The sequence below is a fragment of the Mycolicibacterium wolinskyi str. Jessa 2025 genome, assembly GCF_049241375.1.
Classification (GTDB): domain Bacteria; phylum Actinomycetota; class Actinomycetes; order Mycobacteriales; family Mycobacteriaceae; genus Mycobacterium; species Mycobacterium wolinskyi.
In genome coordinates, this window is record NZ_CP185960.1 from 3,444,043 (window position 1) to 3,462,843 (window position 18,801).

Below are 18,801 nucleotides of genomic sequence, written 5' to 3' on the forward strand. Positions count from 1 at the left end.
CGGCCGGTTTTGACAGACTGTGCCCATGGCACAGATAACCTTGCGTGGAAATCCCATCAACACGGTCGGCGAGCTGCCCGCCGTCGGAAGCCCGGCCCCCAGCTTCGCCCTGACCGGCACTGATCTCGGCGCGGTCACCAGCGACCAGTTCCGCGACAAGGCCGTCCTGCTGAACATCTTCCCGTCGGTCGACACTCCGGTCTGCGCCGCGAGCGTGCGGACGTTCAACGAGCGGGCCGCGGCCAGCGGTGCCACGGTGCTGTGCGTGTCGAAGGATCTGCCGTTCGCGCAGAAGCGGTTCTGTGGCGCCGAGGGCATCGAGAACGTCACGACGGCGTCGGCGTTCCGCGACAGCTTCGGCGACGACTACGGCATCACCATCAGCGACGGCCCGATGGCCGGGCTGCTCGGCCGTGCGGTCGTGGTGATCGGCGCCGACGGCAACGTCGCCTACACCGAGCTGGTGCCCGAGATCGGCACCGAGCCCGACTACGACGCAGCGCTGGCCGCCATCAAATAAATCCTGCCCGGCCCTCACCCGCGCGCCGCGCGGGTGAGGGTTGGCCGGCTAGACCGGCCATTCTTCGAGTCGGTAGGCGGCATCGAAGAACATCCACTCGTAGCGCGCCGTCACGGCGAAATGCGCGCGCGCCCCGGCTTCCTCCGACGGGCTCAGCGTCGGTCCGACCCGATCGGTCAGGGCCAGAACCTCGGCGACCGTCGCCGCGAACTCCTCGCCGCCGTAGCTGTCGATCCAACGCTGATAGCGGCGATCCGTCGAGCCGCGCCCGAGCAGTTCCGCCCCCACGCGGGCGTAGATCCAATAGCAGGGCAACACCGCGGCCAATCCGTCGGCGAAACTGCCGCCGTACGCCGTCGCCAGCAGATAGCTGGTGTACGCGCGGGTTGTGGGCGCGACGGGCGTCGAATCCAGTTCCGCGGGATCGAGTCCCAGCTCCGGCAGCAGCTCATTGTGCAGCCCCAGTTCGACGTCGAACACCTCAGCCGCGTGGCGCGCGAACATCGCGGTGTCGGCCAACGTGGGTGCCTTGGCCGCCACGATTGCCAGCGCGCGGGCGTAGTCGCGTAGGTAGTGCGCATCCTGGGCGACGTAGTGGGCGAACACCTTTTCGTCCAAGGTGCCGTCGGTGAGCCCGGTCAGGAACGGGTGCGCCACGATCGCTGCGTACGTGGCCTCGGTCTCCTGCCACAGGCGTGCCGACCAGGATTGCTGATTCGCGTCAGGGTGCATGGCCACCATCCTGTCAGCTGCCGCGCCGCCGCCGGTGACCGTGCCGTCCCATCCGCGGCTCGCCGCTTCGCGGGTATGGGATCGCACATTCGCGAGCCGTCGCGCCAACCGCGCCGGGATTACCGTTCGGTCACGGTATCGCATCTGATTGGCGTTGTGCCCCATAGAAATTGGGCAATCCGCGAAACGCCCGGTACAAATAATTGACGCTACTGACGTCGACCACCAGTATGCGCAGGTTTCACGCCGAGGTCGGGGAAGTTGATGTTCGGATGAGACGCACGTATGCCCTCGTGGTGAGCTTGGCCCTGTTGGTGGCGGCGGCTCCCGGACTTGCCAATGCCGCGCCGTTCGACCGGCCGGCCGGCAATCAGCAGTTCGTCGAACGCGTTATCGCGCGGGCGCTTTCGCAGCGGGGCGTGCCGTTCGCCTACGGCGGCGGCGACATCAACGGGCCCACCCGCGGCGTCGCACGCGAAATCCCCGCCCCGGCAATCGTTCCCGGCTTCGGTGCGCCGGTTGCCGCTCCCGGGCTCACTCCGGTCACCCCGGGTCTGTCCATGCCCGCGGTTGGTGCCCCGGCGGTCACCACGGTGGCCGACCCGTCGTCGAACGTCGTTGGATTCGATGCATCCGGCCTCATCGTGTACGCGTTCGCCGGCGCCGGGGTCAAGATGCCGCGGTCGTCGGGCGAGCAGTACAAAGTGGGGCAGAAGGTGCTGCCGTCGCAGGCGCTGCCGGGTGACCTGATCTTCTACGGGCCCGAGGGCACCCAGAGCGTCGCGCTGTTCCTCGGCAACGGGCAGATGATCCAGGGCACCGAGCCCGCGGTCACCGTCTCGCCCGTCCGCACCGAAGGCATGACGCCCTACCTGGTACGCATCATCGCCTGACGCCCGGCCGGTGGCCGAATCTGGTGTCACCGCGCCGCCGCCGCACTCCGTAGGGTTGAGCTGCAGGCAACGAAGGGCGTCCACCGATGAACCAGCCACCCGCTACGTCGCGAGCCGTATTCCCCGGCATCAGTTCCCGCGCGTGGGAACATCCGGCCGACCGGACCGCCTTGTCAGCCCTGCGCCGGCTCAAGGGCTTCGACCAGATCCTCAAACTGCTGTCGGGCATGCTGCGCGAACGCCAGCACCGGCTGTTGTACCTGGCCAACTCGGCACGCGTCGGGCCCCGTCAGTTCGCCGATCTCGACGCACTGCTCGACGAGTGTGTCCAGGTGCTCGACGCCCCGGCCCGGCCCGAGATGTTCGTCATGCAGTCGCCGATCGCCAACGCCTACGCGATCGGCATGGACGAGCCGTTCATCGTCATCACCTCGGGCATGTACGACCTGATGTCGCACGAGGAGATGCGCTTCGTCGTCGGCCACGAACTCGGGCACGCGCTGAGCGGTCACGCGGTGTACCGCACCATGCTGATGCACCTGCTGCGGGTCGCGTCGACGTTCGGCTTCATCCCGATCGGTGGCTGGGCGTTGCGTGCGATCGTCGCCGCGTTGATGGAATGGCAACGGAAATCCGAGCTTTCGGGTGACCGCGCGGGGCTGTTGTGCGGCCAGGACGTCGACGCGGCCATCCGGGTCGAGCTCAAGTTGGCGGGCGGCAGCCGGCTCGACAAGCTCGACTCACAGGCGTTTCTCGCACAGGCACGGGAGTACGAGCGCACGGGCGACATGCGCGACGGGCTGCTCAAGCTGCTCAACCTCGAGCTGCAGACCCATCCCTTCTCGGTGCTGCGCGCCGCGGCGCTCACGCAGTGGGTCGATACCGGAGGCTACGGCGCCATCCTGGCCGGCGACTATCCGCGTCGCTCCGACGATGACAAAGTCGGTTGGAGCGAAGACCTGGGCGCGGCCGCCCGGCACTACAAGGACGGGTTCGACCAGTCGAACGATCCGCTCATCCGCGGCATCCGCGACGGGCTCGGCGGCATCGTCGACGGCGTGGGTCAGGCCGCGACGAATGCGGCAGACTCGATGGGCCGCAAGATTTCCGAGTGGCGACGCAACGCCAAGAGCGACGACGACGGATAACGCGCCCGACAACACGCGGCCCGTCGCAGGACTTGCCGTATAGCCAACGGTAAGCCCCTAGACTGTGCTCTCGTGGGCATACTGTTTGGCTTCGCGCCGTGGATCATCTACTGGGTACTCGTCGGGAACGTGCCGTTCCTCGTCGCGGTGCTGGTTGCGCTCGTGGCGGCCATCGCGACGTTCGTCATCAGCCGGATATCCGGGAACCCGGGGCGGACCCTCGAGATCGGTGCGCTTGCGACGTTCGTCGTGCTGACGGTCCTGACGCTCGTGCTCAGCCAGGACGTCATGGAACGCTGGATGCAACCACTGAGCAATGCCGGGATCTTCCTGGTCGCCCTCGTCGGAGCCTTGATCGGCAAGCCCTTCGTGCAGGAGTTCGCCGCGGCGGGGCAGCCACCCGGGGTCGTGGAAAGTGACTTGTTCAAGCGGATCGTGACGATCCTGACCTGGATCTGGGTGGCCGCGTTCGCCGGGATGACGATCTCATCGGCGATCCCGCCGCTCGTGCAGGGCGACGCGACGATCCTCGACACCAAGACGCCGCTGTCATTCATCTGCTACTGGGTCATCCCGTTCACCCTGCTGGGACTGGCCGCGCTGGCGTCACGCATCCTGCCGGACCGGATGACTGCCGGGATGAACGACATCGTGCGCAAGACGACGTTCGTCGCCTACAGCGAAGCGGCGATCGACGAGCTCTACTACCTCGCTCAGGAACACGCCAACCGCGAGGTCGGCGCGGGCCAGGAGGCGTACGACGTTCGTGTCGGCGGATCCGGAACGCCACTGCTGGGCGACGAGAGCCGCATGTCGTGGCCCTCGACCTACAAGGTCCGCGACCGCAAGCGCTGAGGGCGCCTCAGCCCGCGGGCACCATGCCCACGAGCCCGAACATCATCACGATGCCGGGCAGCAGGTTCGTCACCTGATGGGCGACGACGCCGGCGATGAGACTGCCGGAGTACAAGCGGGCCAACGCGATTGGGATGGCGACGATCAGCAGCAGCGGGGCCCGCGTCGGCTCGAAATGCGCGAGCGCGAACACCACGGTCGACACCACCAGGGCGACCCATCTGCCCCAGCGCTGCTCAAGCGCTCCCCACAACAGCCCGCGGTAAACGACCTCCTCGCAGAACGGGGCGATGAACGCGACCAGGAGAAACACCGCGATCGCCAGCGGCCAGGTGGCCTGGACACCATCAAAGACCCGTCCCACCGCCGAGTTGGCCTCCGGGCCCACGATCGACAGGTAGATCGCCGCCGCGGGCAACGTCACGAACAAGCCGCCGAGCCCGAACGCCAGGCCCAGCCCGAATCCGCGCCACGACCAGTACAGCTGGAAGTCGATGCGCGGCCCGTTGCCCCGGACACGGGCGATCAGCAGGGCCAGCGCGGCGGCGGCGACGGTGGGGACGGCGATCGCGACGGCCATCATCCAGGCCGGGGGAGCACCGCCGCGGTCGGCGGCCAGCAGTGCGAATGCGGCCGAGACGCCCAGGTAGACCGCTTCGACGAGCAGGAACGCGCCCAGGCCCCACTTGTGGCGCGGATACGCCGCAGCGGCATGCGGTTCGAACTCGTCCGGAACCGGCGGGCCGGCGACGATGTTCAGCTTGTCCTGCTCGGCGCTCATGCCGCGAGGCTACTTGTCGGCGGCGCGCCGCATCACTTTGTGCCGAAGATGCGATCGCCGGCGTCGCCGAGGCCCGGCACGATGTAGCCGTGCTCGTCGAGCCGGCGGTCCAGCGCCGCGGTGTAGATCGGCACCTCGGGGTGCGCAGCCTGCATGGCCGCGACCCCCTCCGGGCACGTGAGCAGGCAGACGAACTTGATGGAACGCGGTTGGTACTCCTTGATGCGGTCGATCGCGGCCACCGCGGAGTTCCCGGTCGCCAGCATCGGGTCGACCACCACCACATCGCGTTCGGCGAGATCGCTCGGCAGCTTGAAGTAATACTCCACCGCGACAAGTGTTTTCGGATCACGGTAGAGGCCGATATGGCCGACCCGGGCGCTCGGGACCACGCTGAGCATTCCCTCGAGGATCCCGCTTCCGGCCCGCAGGATGGAGACGAACACCAGCTTCTTGCCGTCGATGACGGCTCCCGTCGTGGATTCCAGCGGCGTATCGATCTCGATCTCGTGCAGCGGGATGTCGCGAAGCACCTCGTAGGTCATCAACATCGAGATCTCCGCAAGAAGTTGGCGAAAGCCGTTGGTGGACACGTCTTTCTGCCGCATCAAGGTGAGCTTGTGCTGGATCAACGGGTGGTCGATGAGATGCAGGTTGCCCATCCTGTCCTCCTAGAAGACGGTGCCGTCGCTGACGATGGACAGTGGCGGGCGGCCGGCCCGCAACCGCTGTGCCAGTGCACGGCCTGTCGCCCAGGTGCCGCCCTCCAGCACGCACGCCAACGGCAGTTCCGGTGCGCCGAGCCGCTCGCGGACCAGGTCTGCCAGTTCGTCCAGCAGCGCCACCGTCAAGGCACGCCACTCGACGACGAGTTCGTCGCCCACGGCCCACGTCTGAGAGGCCAGTGTGGGGTCCCGAAGCTGCAACACGCCGCTGTCGAGCAGCAGCCCGCCGTTGCGGTACTCGGGCAGTCCGGTCAACGCGCCGAGGTCGGTCACGGTTACGCCGGCCCATTCGAACGGTTCCAGCAGTGAATAGGTCAGCCATTGGGAGAGTTTGTGAAAGGGCATCCAGCCCTCGGAAAGGCCGGGGCCGGGAACAGCCGGATGGCGCCAGCAGTCCCCGAGCGGCCTGCCGTCAATGGTGTTGTCGGCAGGCCAGATCCCGGACAGCGACGTCAACAGGCGCGTCAGGATGTCGTGGGCGGCGACCGAAGGCCCGGCAAGGACGTCGAACAGCCCACCGGGACGCCCCGGCACGCCGAACACCTCCGGCTGTGCCACCAGCGCATCGGCGAGTCGGTGCAGCAGGTGCAGCCGGCCGTCGAGCCCGACCACCGGATTGTCGGCCCTCACCTGAAACGCGTCGGCAAGCCGGCCCGCGTCGAGGGCGCGCAGTCCCGTCGCGTCCACCTGCAACGGCTGGGCCGGGTCGCTGGAGAACAGTCCACCGCAGAAGGCGTGCCAGCTTGCCACGCCCAGACCCTCGGACCGCCCGAAACGTAAACCGGTGCCCGGTTCGGCGTACTGCCAGTCCGGCCCGGCGCCTGCGTCGAGGAGCACGCTCACGACGGTCAGATCGATCATCGAGCGGGCGCGCGACGCAGCGTCCGAACCGGTTGATGCCCAGTCGATTTCGGCCTTGCAGTCGACCCCGCCCGCTTCGAGATGCCGCCACCGGCTGTGGTAGGGGACATCGAGATCGGGATAGCGGTCTCGGGTCAGCGTCGCCACCTCGCCCGCCGCGACGGGCAGCGCATCGTCGTCGACGTGGAACCACGTGGATTCGCCGGCGCGGGCGCGCTGCAGGAGGAACTGTGCCCGTTCGCGGATGGCGGCGGTGGTGTGCAGGGTCTCTACCGCCGCCGCGGCCTCGGTGTCGATGGTGGTCATCAAATGAGTCCGCGGCCCTTGGCGATCTTCAACTCGTCGGCATCCGGCACCGGTCCCGGGGTGAAGTAACCGGCGGCCATCTTGGCGTCGATCTCGACCCGGGCGTCGGCCGGGATCAACTCGTCGGGGATGTTGACCCGTTCGCCGACCTCGATTCCGGCACCGACGATGGCGTCGTACTTCATGTTGCTCATCGACACCAGGCGATGGATCTTGCGGATGCCGAGCCAGTGCAGCACGTCGGGCATGAGTTCTTGGAAGCGCATGTCCTGGACGCCGGCGACGCATTCGGTGCGGGCGAAATACTGGTCGGCGGTGTCGCCGCCGGCCTGACGCTTACGGGCGTTGTACACAAGGAATTTCGTGACCTCACCGAGTGCGCGGCCTTCCTTGCGGTAGTAGGCGACCAGGCCGACGCCGCCGCGCTGCGCGCCCTGAATGCACTCTTCGATCGCGTGGGTCAGGTAGGGCCGACAGGTGCAGATGTCGGATCCGAAGACGTCCGAACCGTTGCATTCGTCGTGCACACGAGCGGTCAGCTCGACGGCCGGATCGGCCAGATCGCGTGCGTCGCCGAAGATGTAGAGGGTCTGCCCGCCGATGGGCGGTAGGAACACCTCCAGATCACCACGCGTGACCAGCTCCGGGTACATGCCACCGGTCTCTTCGAACAGCACACGGCGCAAAGCGTTTTCGCTGCAGCCGAACCTCGCGGCGACGCCCGGCAGATACCAGACCGGCTCGATCGCCGCCTTGGTCACCAACGCCGCACCGTTGGACAGCAGGGTCCGTCCGTCCGGGTTCAGTCGGCCCCGGGCGATCGCATCGGTGATCTCGGGAAGCATCACGTGCGCCTTGGTGACGGCGATCGTCGGACGGATGTCGTAGCCCGCCGCCAACTCGGCGGTGAAGGCGTCGGCCACCATCGCGCCCCATGGATCCAGGCTCACGATCGCGCCGGGTTCGCTCCACTGCGGATACGGGCCGATGACATCGGTCGGCGCGGTATTCGTCAGGTCGGCCCGATGGGCCGGTGAGAGGGCGCCAGCCGCGACCGCGAGCGCCCGGTAGACGCTGTAGGAGCCGCTGTGGGTGCCGATCACATTGCGGTGGGCGCGGGTGGTCGTCGTGCCGATCACGGGGCCGCGCTCCTTCGCGGTCGCGGCCCCCCACCGGATCGTGAGTGCGTCGACGGCACCGCTGTGCGATGTCAGCCGGATATGCCGGTTCGGTGTCGGCGATGTGCCCGGACCTGATTCAGCGACCATGGTCATCGCTCCTTCCCCGTGCACGCGCCCGGATGAGGCTTCCAGTCAACCCTGAATCGACCGGACGTGCAGGGGTCAGCCGTCAGGCTGTGACCGAGCTGAAATAGTGCCCCTCGGCGAGATCGGCAAGCAGACCGGGCCGGGTTGGTTTCCAGTCGAACCGCTGACGGGTCAACACACTCGACGCCCCGGCATCGAGGGAGAAGAACGCGCCGAGCCAGCCGAAGTGGTCGAGTGCCTCGTCGCCGGGTATCGATGCCACCGGAAGGTTCAAGCCACGCCCGATTGCCTCGGCGATCTCGCGAACCGGAATCCCGTCGTCGGCGATCGCCTGCAGTCGCGCTCCGGCGGGTGCGTGTTCGAGGGCGAGCCGGAACAACCGGGCGGCGTCGAGTCGGTGCACCGCCGACCAGCGGTTCGATCCGTCACCGGGGTAGCCCGCCACACCTTTCTCGTGCGCGATCGAGATCAGGCGGGGCACGAAACCGTGATCGCCTTCGCCGTGCACCGAAGGTGGGAGCCTCACCACCGACACCCGCACGCCGTGGGGGACGAGTGCCTGGGCTGCGGCCTCCGATCGGCGAAGTGCACCGGGCGGCGGTGCGTCGTCCTCGGTGGCGTCCGGGAATCCGGCGAGACCGGACGTGACGACGAGCGGGCGGCCCGAACCGGCCAACGCCGCGCCGAGCGCTTCGATCGCGACCCGATCGGTTTCGCCGGCCTGTTCGTAGTCGGTGAAGTCGTGTACGAACGCCAGGTGGATGACGCCGTCGGCGTCGGCCGCGCCGGCTCGCAGGCTGTCCGGATCCGTCAGGTCGCCGCGATGAACCCCGGCGCCGAGGGCGGCCAGTGCATCGGCCGATGCGTCCGAACGAGCCAGGCCGACCACCTCATGGCCGGCGTTGACGAGCTCGGGAACGACGGCCGAGCCGATGAAACCCGACGCGCCGGTGACGAAGATTCGCATGGATACCTCCTGTTGAACGGTCTGGCATCGCATTGCGATGTCAGTTGCTGTCATCACCATAACGTCGATGACAGTCACTGTCATTCCCCTAGGATCAGTGCATGAGTCGCTGGGAACCCGACGCGCAGGGTCGGCTCGCACAGGCCGCGCTGGAGCTCTACAGCGAACGCGGCTTCGACCAGACGACGGTGGCCGAGATCGCGCAGCGGGCCGGGCTGACCGAGCGCACCTTTTTCCGGTACTTCGCCGACAAGCGCGAGGTGCTCTTCTGGGGTGAGGGCGTGTTGCACGACGTGTTCGTCACCGCCGTCGCGGGTGCCGACGAAGCGCTTTCGCCCATCGATGCGGTCGCCGCCGGGCTCGACGCGGCAGGGGAGATGTTCGCGGGACGCTACGACCATGCGCGTCGGCGGCAAGCCGTCATCGCCGCCAACACCGCGCTGCAGGAGCGCGAACTCATCAAGCTCGCCTCATTGGCGGCCGGGGTCGGCGACGCGCTGCGGAACCGAGGAGTGTCCGACATCGCCGCCGACCTCGCGGCCGAAGCCGGTATCGCGGTGTTCAAGGTGGCATTCGAACGTTGGATCGCCGGCAGCCGCGAGGCAGATCTGCGCACGGTGATCAGGGCAGCCCTCGAAGAGATGCGAACACTCACCGCGAGCTGACCGGCCGTGGCGGTTACAACGGAAGGGTGACCACTGACCGGCCGACCGCGCGGCGCCGGTGTGCTGCGGCGCTGATCGCCGTCGCGTGCCTTCCGCTCGTCCAGTGCTCGAGCGCGCCGCCGCAACCGCCCCCGACAGCGGTGTCGCCACCACCATCCCCGACTACGACGACAACAACGACGACAACGGCAACCACGACGACGCGCCAACCGGTGCCGGCAACCGTCCATCCCGTCACCGTGGCCGAGCTCGGCACGACGTGGCGACCGGGCTGCCCGGCCGGGCCCGAGGTGCTGCGGCGGGTCGAACTCGACTACCTCAGATTCGACGGCCGAACGCATCGCGGGGCGCTCGTCGTGCACAAAGACCTTGTGCCCGAAGTCATCACGATCTTCGCGGAATTGCTCCAGCAGCGCTATCCGATCGAGAAGATGCGCACCGTCGACCACTATCCCCGCGCCGACGACGAACTGTCGATGCGTGACAACAACACCTCGGCGTTCAATTGCCGTGGCATCCCCGGTTCGCGCAGTTGGTCACTGCACGCGTACGGCCGTGCGATCGACGTGAACCCCTTGCTCAATCCATACATCGGCAGCGGTGGGGTGGAGCCCGCCAACGCCGGGCCGTACGTGGATCGCTCCCGAATCGACCCCGGGCTCCTGCACCCCGGAGACCCGGCCGTGCTCGCGTTCACCGACCGAGGGTGGCAATGGGGCGGCTTGTGGCGGTCGCCGATCGACTACCAGCACTTCGAGAAGCGGTGAACCTCAACGTGCCATCGTGAACTCGCGGTCGATGCGGGTCAGCTTCTGCGGATTGCGCACGTAGTACATGCCGGTGATCAGCCCGTCCTCGATGCGCAGCGCCACCACACCGTCGAGCTCGCCGTCGATCCGGGCGAGCAGGGCCGGGTGGCCGTTGACCTCGATCGGCTCGAACGACATGTCGGCGGCGAACTTGCGTAGCCCGGAGGCAAACACGCGGGCCACCCGGTCGGCGCCGACGATGGGCCGCGGGAAGGCCTGCTTCAGGCCGCCACCGTCGCCGATTGCCACGACGTCGGGCGCCAGGATGTCGAGTAAGCCTTGCAGATCACCGGTTTCGACCGCCCGCTGGAACGCGGCGAGCGCCCCGCGGGTTTCGGCAGCCGACACGATCTCCCGTGGCCGGCGGGCCGCGACATGCTGGCGTGCCCGGTGGGCGATCTGCCGTACCGCGGCCGGGCTCTTGTCGACCGCCTCGGCGATCTCGTCGTAATCGACCGCGAACACCTCGCGTAACACGAACACGGCCCGCTCGGTCGGCATGAGGGTCTCCAGCACGAGCATCATCGCCATCGAAACACTGTCGGCCAACTCGACGTCCTCGGCGACGTCCGGCGCGGTCAGCAACGGCTCGGGCAACCAAGAGCCGACGTAGGACTCTTTGCGCCTGCTCAGGGTGCGCAACCGCCCGAGGGCCTGCCGCGTGGCGATCCGGACCAGGTAAGCGCGGTGGTCGCGCACGGTGTCGAGGTCGACGTCCACCCACCGCAACCACGTCTCCTGCAGGACGTCCTCGGCGTCCGCCGCCGACCCGAGCAGCTCATACGCGACTGTGAAGAGCACGTTGCGATGGGCGACGAATGCCTCGGTGGCCGGATCCGAAGGGCTTTCCGCGGTCATGGTTCGGTGGCTCCTGTCTCGTGCGTGTCGACTGTTGCACCCACAAGACACCGGCCGGGCCGGGTTTGTGACACCGGGCCCGAGAAAAGTTGGCGAAAAGAGGTAGTCGACTACTCACGCCGACCCGCCGCGTATCCGCGAAGGTTGCCTCACCAGCACGTTCTGCCAGCACCGAAAGGGCACCCGCGATGACACTGCCGGTCGAGGCGATCTCGCCGAACGGGAAATCATCCGAAGACGCCGTCCGACCGCGCCCGTTGATCCTGGTCCGCGGGTTCGGCGGCGTCGATGTCAACGACGAAAGAGCAAACGCCTACCAGGGTTTCAACGACGGCACGGTCTACGAAAAGAAACGCGGCGACAACTTCATCTACGAGGGGTTCCTGCTGCGGGCGCTGAAATCCAAGCAGTACCCGTACACCGACGCGACGAACGTCATCGGCTACTACTCAAGCGATGTCGAAGCCCCCGACGACCCCGGCGGCTTCACCGAGGACGAGGTCAGCGGAACGGTTGTCATCGATCCGCAGATGGCCGAGCGCGTGCTGGCCGAGGGAACGGCGGGCACGATCTGGATCTACCGCTACTACGACCTGTCGCCGCGCGCGATGGAACGCTACGGCAAAGGTCTGGCGCGCTTGATCCGACTGATCAAACGTGCCGCGACGATAAAGGGCGACACCTTCCACGGCGTCGACATCGTCGCGCACAGCATGGGCGGTCTCGTCGTGCGTAAGGCGCTCGCGGAGTTGCACAACGAAGAGACGGACACGGCTCGCCGCCTGATCCATCGGATCGTGACACTCGGTACCCCGCACCGCGGCATCGCGTTTCAGCGTTTCCCCGGATGGTTCCTGAAGTCACTTCCGGATGCCGAGAACGCGGCCGATGAGCTCGTCGCGTTCAACCCGGACAAAACGGACTTCCTCAACGTAGAGAAGTGGTTCCCGGTCGAACGGATACTCACGGTCGTCGGTACGAACTACCGTGCGTACGGCGCCGCCGCGTCACTTGCCAACCGAATCTCCAGTCTGCTCGACGAGGGCACCCTGCAGCACAACCGCAGTGACGGGTTGGTGAAACAGTCCGCCGCACAACTGCCCGGCGCCCCGCGCACATTCATCCACAAGTGCCACGGTGGGGCGGACTCACTGGTGACGTCGCGCGAATCGTACGAGATCGCGATGCGCTTCTTCCACGGCACCCATCGGGTGCGGCTGTGGCTGGACGACGCCAACATCGAACGTGGGAGAGATTGGTTCGGACGCAGCGAGTTCTACTTCGGGGTCTCGATCAAGCCGCGCGGTGTCGACTTCGAGCTCTTCCATCAGAGCGCCGCGGCCGAGAACTGCTACGGGCCGTTTCACGAGAAGGATCTCAGCGACGGGCCGCCCGACCTGGCCGGGGAGCTGACCAAGGCGCTGTCCGCACCCGGTGACCGGACCACCGGCTGGGCCGGACCCGACCGGCTGATCTGGGAAGGTTACATCGACGCGCGCGTGAAACCGGACAATGCCTGCCAGGGACTGGTGTTCCGCCTCGACATCTATGTGGGCGAGCGCGATACGCGCGGAATCGGCTTCTCCGACAACAAGGTTTTCGTCAAGCAGTACTACGTGCAGGTCTTCCCGAACGACGGCGTGGCGATGTTCGTTCACACGAGCGAGCGATTCCTTTCGGCTCGCGAGCCGTACACCCGTGACCGGCTTGACGAGATGGCCGTCACCGGCGACCGGTCAGCCATCGTGCAGCGGGCGCGTCGGCTTCCCGGTAGTCGCGACGAGTGGACTTTTCGGGTCGGGGAACCGGGGTTCGACGCGGGCCTTCGCATCGCGATCGAACCTGATGTCGGCAACGCCGTGACGACGAGTGGGCGGATGGCCGACGCGGAAGCGAGGCGGTAACCCGGCGGGTTGCCCGTATCGTCGCCGGTATGCGCTGGATCGTCGACGGCATGAATGTGATCGGCTCTCGCCCGGACGGCTGGTGGAAAGACCGTCGGGGCGCGATGGCTCGCTTGGTCGATCGGCTGGAGCGCTGGGCAACCACGGAAGGCCGAAGCGTACAGGTGGTGTTCGAGTCGCCGGTCTCGCCGCCCATCGAGTCGGCCGTGATCGACATCGCCAATGCGCCCGAGGCAGCGGCGAACTCCGCCGACGACGAGATCGTGCGCCTGGTGACAAGCGATTCACGGCCCGCCGACATCACCGTCGTGACGTCGGACAGCACGTTGGCCGAACGGGTCAGGGCCGCCGGGGCTTCGGTCCATGCAGCCGCAGGTTTCCGGCGGCTGATCGATCCGGATTAACCTCGCGTCGCGCCAACCCGAGTCGATGTCAGTGAGCCGTCGATGATCAACTGCCGCAGAGCTTTCCGATCGAACTTGCCACTCGGCAGGGTCGGGATCCGGTCGCTTGTGGTGAGCACCCAGCGGGTGGGCACCTTGTAGGCGGAAAGCTGTGCACGCGTGTACTCGGCGACCGAGCGAAGATCGAGCTCCGTGGCGGGCACGATCACTGCGCACACCTCCTCGCCGCGTTGCGGGTCGTCGATTCCGACGACGATGCACTGAGCCACCTCGGCGAGACCGCCGACCACCGCCTCGACTTCGAGCGGTGACACGTTCGCCCCGGCGGCCTTGATGAGGTCTGTCGTGCGGCCGACGTAGAACACGCGCGGATCGTCGTCGCGGCGGTAAACCCGATCGCCGGTGTGGTACCACCCGTCCGCATCGAACGTGTCGGACCGTTCGCGCTTGTTGTAACCCGCCATCACTCCGACGCCTCGGACGAGCAGTTGACCCGTGGCGCCGGGCGGGACCGGCTGGCCGTCGTCATCGACGATGCTCATCTCCGTGAACGCAAAGCCGCCCGCGGTTTCCGTCATCGTGCGGTGCACCGGAAACCCGTCGGGGACATCGGTCATCGCGATATCGAGCGGGCCTTCGCGCAACATCGGTGCGTTGCTGAGATCGCGGCTGTCGAACGTGGGGTGTTCGCGCAACCGCTGGGTGAACGCGGGCCATCCGACGATGCCGGTGATGCGTTCCCGCTCGGCGAGGTCGAGTGCGGTCTCGGCGTCGAGCTTCGGCAGCACGACGATGGTGACCGGTTCGTGCAGCGCGCCCGTCGCCGCAAGAAGCCCACCGATCCAGAAGAACGGCATGGCGCACAGGATCCGTGCCTCGGTGTCCGAATGGGTGATCGCCCGGATGGCGCTCGGCCACGTCGAGGTTTGGCGCGCCAGGGTGCCGTGGGTGTGCAGGACACCTTTGGGATCGGCGGTCGACCCCGAGGTGTGAATCATGACGGCGAGATCGGCGGGGGAGACCTCGGCTTCGACGGCGCTCAGAATGCTGTCGGGCACCACGGCATCGTCGTCGCATCGGCCGGCCCATAGGCGGCCGGTATCGCCGGTGAACACGACGCGGCGCAGGTAGGGCGCGGCACTTACGGCCAGCACGTCGGACTGCGCGGCGGCGAGCTCGGGCAGTGCGGCTTCCAACCGGTCGGCGACGTTGATGTTGAGCACGAGCGGGGGCGCGACCAACATCCCGATATCGGCCAACCGCAACACTTTTGCGAGCTCGGCCGGCGGGTACAGCGTGCTCAACGGGACGGCCACCGCCCCGATCCGCGACACCGCGAGCCACCAGACGATCCAGTCGGCGCCGTTGGCGAAGAACAGGCCGACCCGGGTGCCTTTGCCGACACCCGCACGCAGCAGCCACCGGGCCGCACGAGCCGAGCGCTGCTCGGCCTCGTCGTATGTCAGGCTGTCCGTCGGCGTAACCACATATGTGGCCTGGCCGAATTCCCTCACGCTGCGGTGGAGAAGTGCGGGGAGGGTCAGCGGCGGTTGAGTCACCCGCCCATCTTCTCCGATGTGTAGGGCGCCCGGTTCGGCTACTCGATGAAGTCGGCGTCGGCGGGGCCGAACAGATACAGCGAATCGAGCACGGGTGCAGGGTCACCGGACCAGTCCATCGCGGCGAGCTGGGCCCGGCTCCGGCGGCCCGTCCGCCACCGCAACACCTCGAAACGCGTTGTGTCGAGCCGTATCTCGGCACCCGAGTCCGGCCCGCTGCGATACTCGGCATCCTCCACCGCCACCACGAGCGGCACCGGGGTCGAAAGGTTGGCGAGCAACTGGTCGCAGACACTGCGTGCCGCGTCCGAATCTCGTGCCCCCGGCCGGCCCAGAGCGGCACGGATGTCGTGCTCGTGGACGACGATGTCACCGAGCGGCGGCTTGAGCCCGTCGCTGTCGGCCTTGCGGGCCAACGCCGAGGCCGCATCGTCCCACGCGGTCAGAATGCCTGCCGTGTCGAAGGCGGCGAATCGGGCCACCTGCGCGGCAGTCTGTTCGTCGGTGGGCGCCCCGGCCAGGCGGCCGCTCACCCAGTCCTCGGCCACCGCGGTCATATGTGCGACCACGTCACGTACCGACCAGCCAGGACATGCCGCAACGGCGGTGCTCCACGCCGCGTCGGACTCCGAAACAAGCTCGACGATGCGGTCTTTCGTCTCCTGGTAGTGGCCGACGGCCCGCACCGCATCAGTGACTGCCACAGGAATCACATCCCTCGGTACGCGGCGGGCGCGGATCTTTCGGATCGTCGGAATCTGGATCGCCGAACCACCGCGACGGCTCGTGCTGGGCGTACGTGTCGTGCCACGACCACCACTCGTAGGGCTTGGTCTGCGGGTAGCCCTCCGGTGAGTCCTCCCACGTCTCCTGACGGCCCAGCGCCGTCATGTCGAGGAAGTTCCAGGTGTTGACGAAGGCCTCGTCGCCGCGGTTGTCGATGAAGTACGTGCGGTACACCTGATCGCCGTCGCGGATGAAGGCGTTGGTGCCGTGCCATTGGTCGACGCCGAAGTCGACGTCGAAGGCGCCGTCCGGGCCGGGCACCATCGTGTACCAGGGATGCTGCCAGCCCATCCGCGCTTTGATCCGCTGGATGTCGGCCTGCGGCCCGCGGGAGGCGTAGACGAGCGTGGTGTCGCGGGCATTCAGATGCGCGAGGTTGGGGATGTGGTCGGCCATCAACGAACAGCCGACGCAGCCGTGTTCGGGCCAATCGTCGACACCCGGGTCGAGGAAGGCCCGGTACACGATCAGCTGGCGCCGGCCCGCGAACAGGTCCAGTAGTGAGACCGTGCCCTCGGGCCCCTCGAACTCGTAGCGTTTCTCCACCGGCGTCCACGGCATCCGCCGACGCATCGCGGCCAGCGCATCCCTGGCGCGGGTGAACTCCTTCTCCTTGACCAGCATCTGTTGCAGCGCGGTGTCCCATTCCGGCGCCGACACGATCGGAGGGGTCTTCATGTGTGGTCCTTCCGTCATCTCAACATTCAACAGATCCGTTTAATAACTGTCTCCAGCACAACACATGCGCCCCGCTATAGTCAACAATGTGGTTGAAGATCAGGTGTTGGACCGGGCGTATTCGGCACTAGCCGATCCGACCCGACGCTGGCTTTTGAAGACTCTGCGCGAGGGCGATGCCCGCATCAGCGATCTGGCCGCCCCGCTGCCCATGACATTTGCCGGCGTTTCCCGCCACATCGGGGTGTTGGAATCGGCAGGGCTCGTGCAACGCGAGATCCGCGGCCGCGAGCACTGGTTGTCTCTGAAACCGGATGGATTGACGATGGCGCAGCAATGGATCAACGAACAGACGGACTTCTGGTCGACACGAGCGGACGCGCTCGCGGCGCGGCTGCGGCGAAAGGGGCAATCCGGATGACCGACGCGGCGACGGTGCACGTTCAGCGCGTCATGCCCGCCCCACCGCACGTGGTGTTCGACCAATGGCTCGATCCGGAGTCATTGGCCGACTGGATGTGTCCGCGCCCGGTGCGCTGCGTGGCCATCACGATTGAGCCTCACGTCGGTGGGAAGGTCAGTTTCGACGTCGACGATTCAGGCACAAGCGTTCTCATCACCGGCCAATTCCTGGCGATCGACCGTCCGCGCGCGCTGCGGTTCACGTGGAGCAATTCGGACTGGGCAGATCCCACTGCCGTCAGCGTCGTCGATGTCGCGTTCGAGCCGGTCGGCGACGAGGAGACTCTGATGTCGATCGAGCATTCCCTGCTGCCGCCAGAGGAATTCGAGAACTTCCACAGCGGTTGGACACTCACCTTCGAGCAGTTGGCCGCGGTACTCGCGCGCGGGTGATCAAAACCCGGCGCGGGTGGGCGGCGCTAGGAACGCGGTGAGCAGCGAGGTGTTCAACGCATCGGCGGCGGATTCCTTGCTGTCCCATGAGCGGGTGGTCGCCGTCATTGCCGTGGCGGCGGGGTGCCCGATGCAGTGTGGGGCGAGTGCACTGAAGAACGCGTCTGGTTCGAGCAGGCTCTCAGGAGTGTGGACTCCGGGTCGCGCCGCGTCCGCGACCATCGGCACCGCGACGGCAAGCGGTATGCCGGTGTTCGCCGCCATCGAGAGCCCCGGAATCTGGGCAAGGGCAGTGGCTGCCGAGGCCGGCCTGCCGTCGCGTCGGCCGGCGGCGATCGCGAACAGCGGTGGCATGCCGCCGGGGGTGATGATGTCTACCGGATTGGCGGGAAAGTGCCGTTCGGCCCAACCGGCCAGGCGCGCAGCACGATTCGGCGACAGAATCCCGCGGTCGACGGCCGCTCGCAGCAATGACAGGCCGGCCAGCGCGGCACGGTTGCCGACGACGATGTTGGTACTGTCGCGCAGCTCCGGGAACGCCCGCGGCAACGTCACGGCCTCCGGATGGCCGAAGCTGCGGCCTTCGCCGGGGCCGATGCCGGGATAGGTGAACCGGACCCGCTGCAGGGCGGGCTCGTACGCGAGCGCGCCATCGCGGGTCAGCGGAATGGTGCCGGTGATCTGGCGGATGCCGTGCAGAAGCGCCGCACTGGCCTCGGCATGGGTGGTCGGGTCGGGCTGCGCTTCGCCGATGTTCCATCCCGTCAGCAACGAGTCAACGCAGTCCAGCTCGCGCCCGGCCACGACCGCGAGCAGATTCGCGATTCCCGGGCTCGCGCCGATGCCCAGTAAGGCGGTCACGCCGGCCGCTCGTGCGCGCCCGTCCATCGCCAACATGTCCAGTGTGGGTTGCGGATCGTCACAGATGTCGACGTAGTCGCGCCCCGCCTCGATCGCCGCGGCCAGCACCGGTGCGCCGAACCGGTAGAACGGGCCGACGGTGTTGACCACGAGATCGCAATCGCGCATCGCATCGAACAGCGTTGCCCGGTCGGTCACGTCCACTTTGCGTGCTGACGCCTTGCCGCCCAGCGCCATCGCGACCGCCGAGGCGCGTTGCTCGTCGCGATCGGCCACGACGAGGCGACTCACCCTCGGGTCGTCGGCCAACACGCGCACCGCCGCCGTCCCCATCTCACCCGCACCGCCGAGCGCCAATACCCGCAT

21 protein-coding genes are annotated in these 18,801 nt (G+C 67.3%); 10 read left to right on the forward strand and 11 right to left on the reverse strand.

What is annotated here, in order from left to right; translation table 11 throughout:
* The first annotated feature begins 25 nt into the window (after positions 1-25).
* The gene (gene tpx / locus ACOI2T_RS16930) at positions 26-520 is read left to right on the forward strand and encodes a thiol peroxidase (protein WP_085150421.1); all 495 of its coding nucleotides are present in this window, start codon (positions 26-28) and stop codon (positions 518-520) included.
* 48 nt (positions 521-568) lie between these two features.
* On the opposite strand, the gene tenA is transcribed toward tpx, so the two are convergent.
* Positions 569-1,252, reverse strand: coding sequence for a thiaminase II (gene tenA / locus ACOI2T_RS16935; RefSeq protein WP_067856004.1), 684 nt, complete (start codon positions 1,250-1,252; stop codon positions 569-571).
* A gap of 272 nt (positions 1,253-1,524) precedes the next feature.
* On the opposite strand from tenA, the gene ripD reads away from it, so the two are divergent.
* The 3 genes from ripD (at position 1,525) to ACOI2T_RS16950 (ending at position 4,148) form a co-directional block, all read left to right on the forward strand.
* Positions 1,525-2,145: an NlpC/P60 family peptidoglycan-binding protein RipD gene (gene ripD / locus ACOI2T_RS16940; protein ID WP_085150647.1), complete on the forward strand. Its 621-nt coding sequence runs from the start codon at positions 1,525-1,527 to the stop codon at positions 2,143-2,145.
* A gap of 86 nt (positions 2,146-2,231) precedes the next feature.
* Positions 2,232-3,293, forward strand: coding sequence for a M48 family metallopeptidase (locus ACOI2T_RS16945; protein ID WP_409505756.1), 1,062 nt, complete (start codon positions 2,232-2,234; stop codon positions 3,291-3,293).
* 72 nt (positions 3,294-3,365) lie between these two features.
* A complete protein-coding gene (locus tag ACOI2T_RS16950) occupies positions 3,366-4,148 on the forward strand; it encodes a hypothetical protein (RefSeq protein ID WP_409505757.1) in 783 nt (260 codons plus the stop codon).
* A 7-nt stretch (positions 4,149-4,155) separates the two neighbouring features.
* Here ACOI2T_RS16950 and ACOI2T_RS16955 read toward each other — a convergent pair whose 3' ends face one another.
* From ACOI2T_RS16955 to ACOI2T_RS16975, 5 genes are all read right to left on the reverse strand, one after another.
* The gene (locus ACOI2T_RS16955) at positions 4,156-4,929 is read right to left on the reverse strand and encodes a CPBP family intramembrane glutamic endopeptidase (RefSeq protein ID WP_409505758.1); all 774 of its coding nucleotides are present in this window, start codon (positions 4,927-4,929) and stop codon (positions 4,156-4,158) included.
* Positions 4,930-4,961: 32 nt separating this feature from the next.
* The gene (gene upp / locus ACOI2T_RS16960) at positions 4,962-5,591 is read right to left on the reverse strand and encodes a uracil phosphoribosyltransferase (protein ID WP_409505759.1); all 630 of its coding nucleotides are present in this window, start codon (positions 5,589-5,591) and stop codon (positions 4,962-4,964) included.
* A 9-nt stretch (positions 5,592-5,600) separates the two neighbouring features.
* The gene (locus ACOI2T_RS16965; RefSeq protein ID WP_409505760.1) at positions 5,601-6,821 is read right to left on the reverse strand and encodes a URC4/urg3 family protein; all 1,221 of its coding nucleotides are present in this window, start codon (positions 6,819-6,821) and stop codon (positions 5,601-5,603) included.
* Complete coding sequence (locus ACOI2T_RS16970; protein WP_409505761.1) at positions 6,821-8,089, reverse strand: GTP cyclohydrolase II; 1,269 nt, start codon at positions 8,087-8,089, stop codon at positions 6,821-6,823. The genes ACOI2T_RS16965 and ACOI2T_RS16970 overlap by 1 nt, the downstream gene beginning before the upstream one ends.
* Positions 8,090-8,171: 82 nt before the next feature.
* Complete coding sequence (locus ACOI2T_RS16975; protein WP_409505762.1) at positions 8,172-9,056, reverse strand: SDR family oxidoreductase; 885 nt, start codon at positions 9,054-9,056, stop codon at positions 8,172-8,174.
* A gap of 101 nt (positions 9,057-9,157) precedes the next feature.
* Between ACOI2T_RS16975 and ACOI2T_RS16980 the strand changes: the two genes are divergently transcribed.
* Complete coding sequence (locus tag ACOI2T_RS16980; protein WP_409505763.1) at positions 9,158-9,721, forward strand: TetR family transcriptional regulator; 564 nt, start codon at positions 9,158-9,160, stop codon at positions 9,719-9,721.
* A 26-nt stretch (positions 9,722-9,747) separates the two neighbouring features.
* The gene (locus ACOI2T_RS16985; RefSeq protein WP_409505764.1) at positions 9,748-10,488 is read left to right on the forward strand and encodes a M15 family metallopeptidase; all 741 of its coding nucleotides are present in this window, start codon (positions 9,748-9,750) and stop codon (positions 10,486-10,488) included.
* A gap of 3 nt (positions 10,489-10,491) precedes the next feature.
* Here the strand turns inward: ACOI2T_RS16985 and ACOI2T_RS16990 are convergent, their stop codons facing one another.
* A complete protein-coding gene (locus tag ACOI2T_RS16990) occupies positions 10,492-11,388 on the reverse strand; it encodes an RNA polymerase sigma-70 factor (protein ID WP_409505765.1) in 897 nt (298 codons plus the stop codon).
* Between the two features lie 188 nt (positions 11,389-11,576).
* On the opposite strand from ACOI2T_RS16990, the gene ACOI2T_RS16995 reads away from it, so the two are divergent.
* On the forward strand, positions 11,577-13,292 hold the full coding sequence (locus ACOI2T_RS16995) for an esterase/lipase family protein (protein WP_409505766.1): 1,716 nt from the start codon (positions 11,577-11,579) through the stop codon (positions 13,290-13,292).
* Between the two features lie 29 nt (positions 13,293-13,321).
* Positions 13,322-13,696, forward strand: coding sequence for an NYN domain-containing protein (locus tag ACOI2T_RS17000; protein WP_067855751.1), 375 nt, complete (start codon positions 13,322-13,324; stop codon positions 13,694-13,696).
* Here the strand turns inward: ACOI2T_RS17000 and ACOI2T_RS17005 are convergent.
* From ACOI2T_RS17005 to ACOI2T_RS17015, 3 genes are read right to left on the reverse strand one after another with little or no spacing between them, the layout of a single operon-like run.
* Positions 13,693-15,255 (reverse strand): class I adenylate-forming enzyme family protein, encoded by a 1,563-nt coding sequence (locus ACOI2T_RS17005; RefSeq protein WP_409505767.1) that lies wholly within the window; start codon positions 15,253-15,255, stop codon positions 13,693-13,695. The genes ACOI2T_RS17000 and ACOI2T_RS17005 overlap by 4 nt on opposite strands.
* 38 nt (positions 15,256-15,293) lie before the next feature.
* Positions 15,294-15,959, reverse strand: a complete 666-nt coding sequence (locus ACOI2T_RS17010; protein WP_409505768.1) for a maleylpyruvate isomerase family mycothiol-dependent enzyme — start codon at positions 15,957-15,959, stop codon at positions 15,294-15,296.
* Positions 15,946-16,719: a DUF899 domain-containing protein gene (locus ACOI2T_RS17015; protein ID WP_409505769.1), complete on the reverse strand. Its 774-nt coding sequence runs from the start codon at positions 16,717-16,719 to the stop codon at positions 15,946-15,948. Before ACOI2T_RS17015 ends, ACOI2T_RS17010 begins: the two co-directional genes overlap by 14 nt.
* A gap of 88 nt (positions 16,720-16,807) precedes the next feature.
* Between ACOI2T_RS17015 and ACOI2T_RS17020 the strand changes: the two genes are divergently transcribed.
* Together ACOI2T_RS17020 and ACOI2T_RS17025 are read left to right on the forward strand one after the other, a co-directional pair.
* A complete protein-coding gene (locus ACOI2T_RS17020) occupies positions 16,808-17,140 on the forward strand; it encodes an ArsR/SmtB family transcription factor (RefSeq protein WP_085150402.1) in 333 nt (110 codons plus the stop codon).
* The gene (locus ACOI2T_RS17025; protein WP_409505770.1) at positions 17,137-17,574 is read left to right on the forward strand and encodes an SRPBCC family protein; all 438 of its coding nucleotides are present in this window, start codon (positions 17,137-17,139) and stop codon (positions 17,572-17,574) included. The genes ACOI2T_RS17020 and ACOI2T_RS17025 overlap by 4 nt, the downstream gene beginning before the upstream one ends.
* On the opposite strand, the gene ACOI2T_RS17030 is transcribed toward ACOI2T_RS17025, so the two are convergent.
* Positions 17,575-18,801, reverse strand: a complete 1,227-nt coding sequence (locus ACOI2T_RS17030) for a saccharopine dehydrogenase family protein (RefSeq protein WP_409505771.1) — start codon at positions 18,799-18,801, stop codon at positions 17,575-17,577. It lies immediately after the preceding gene.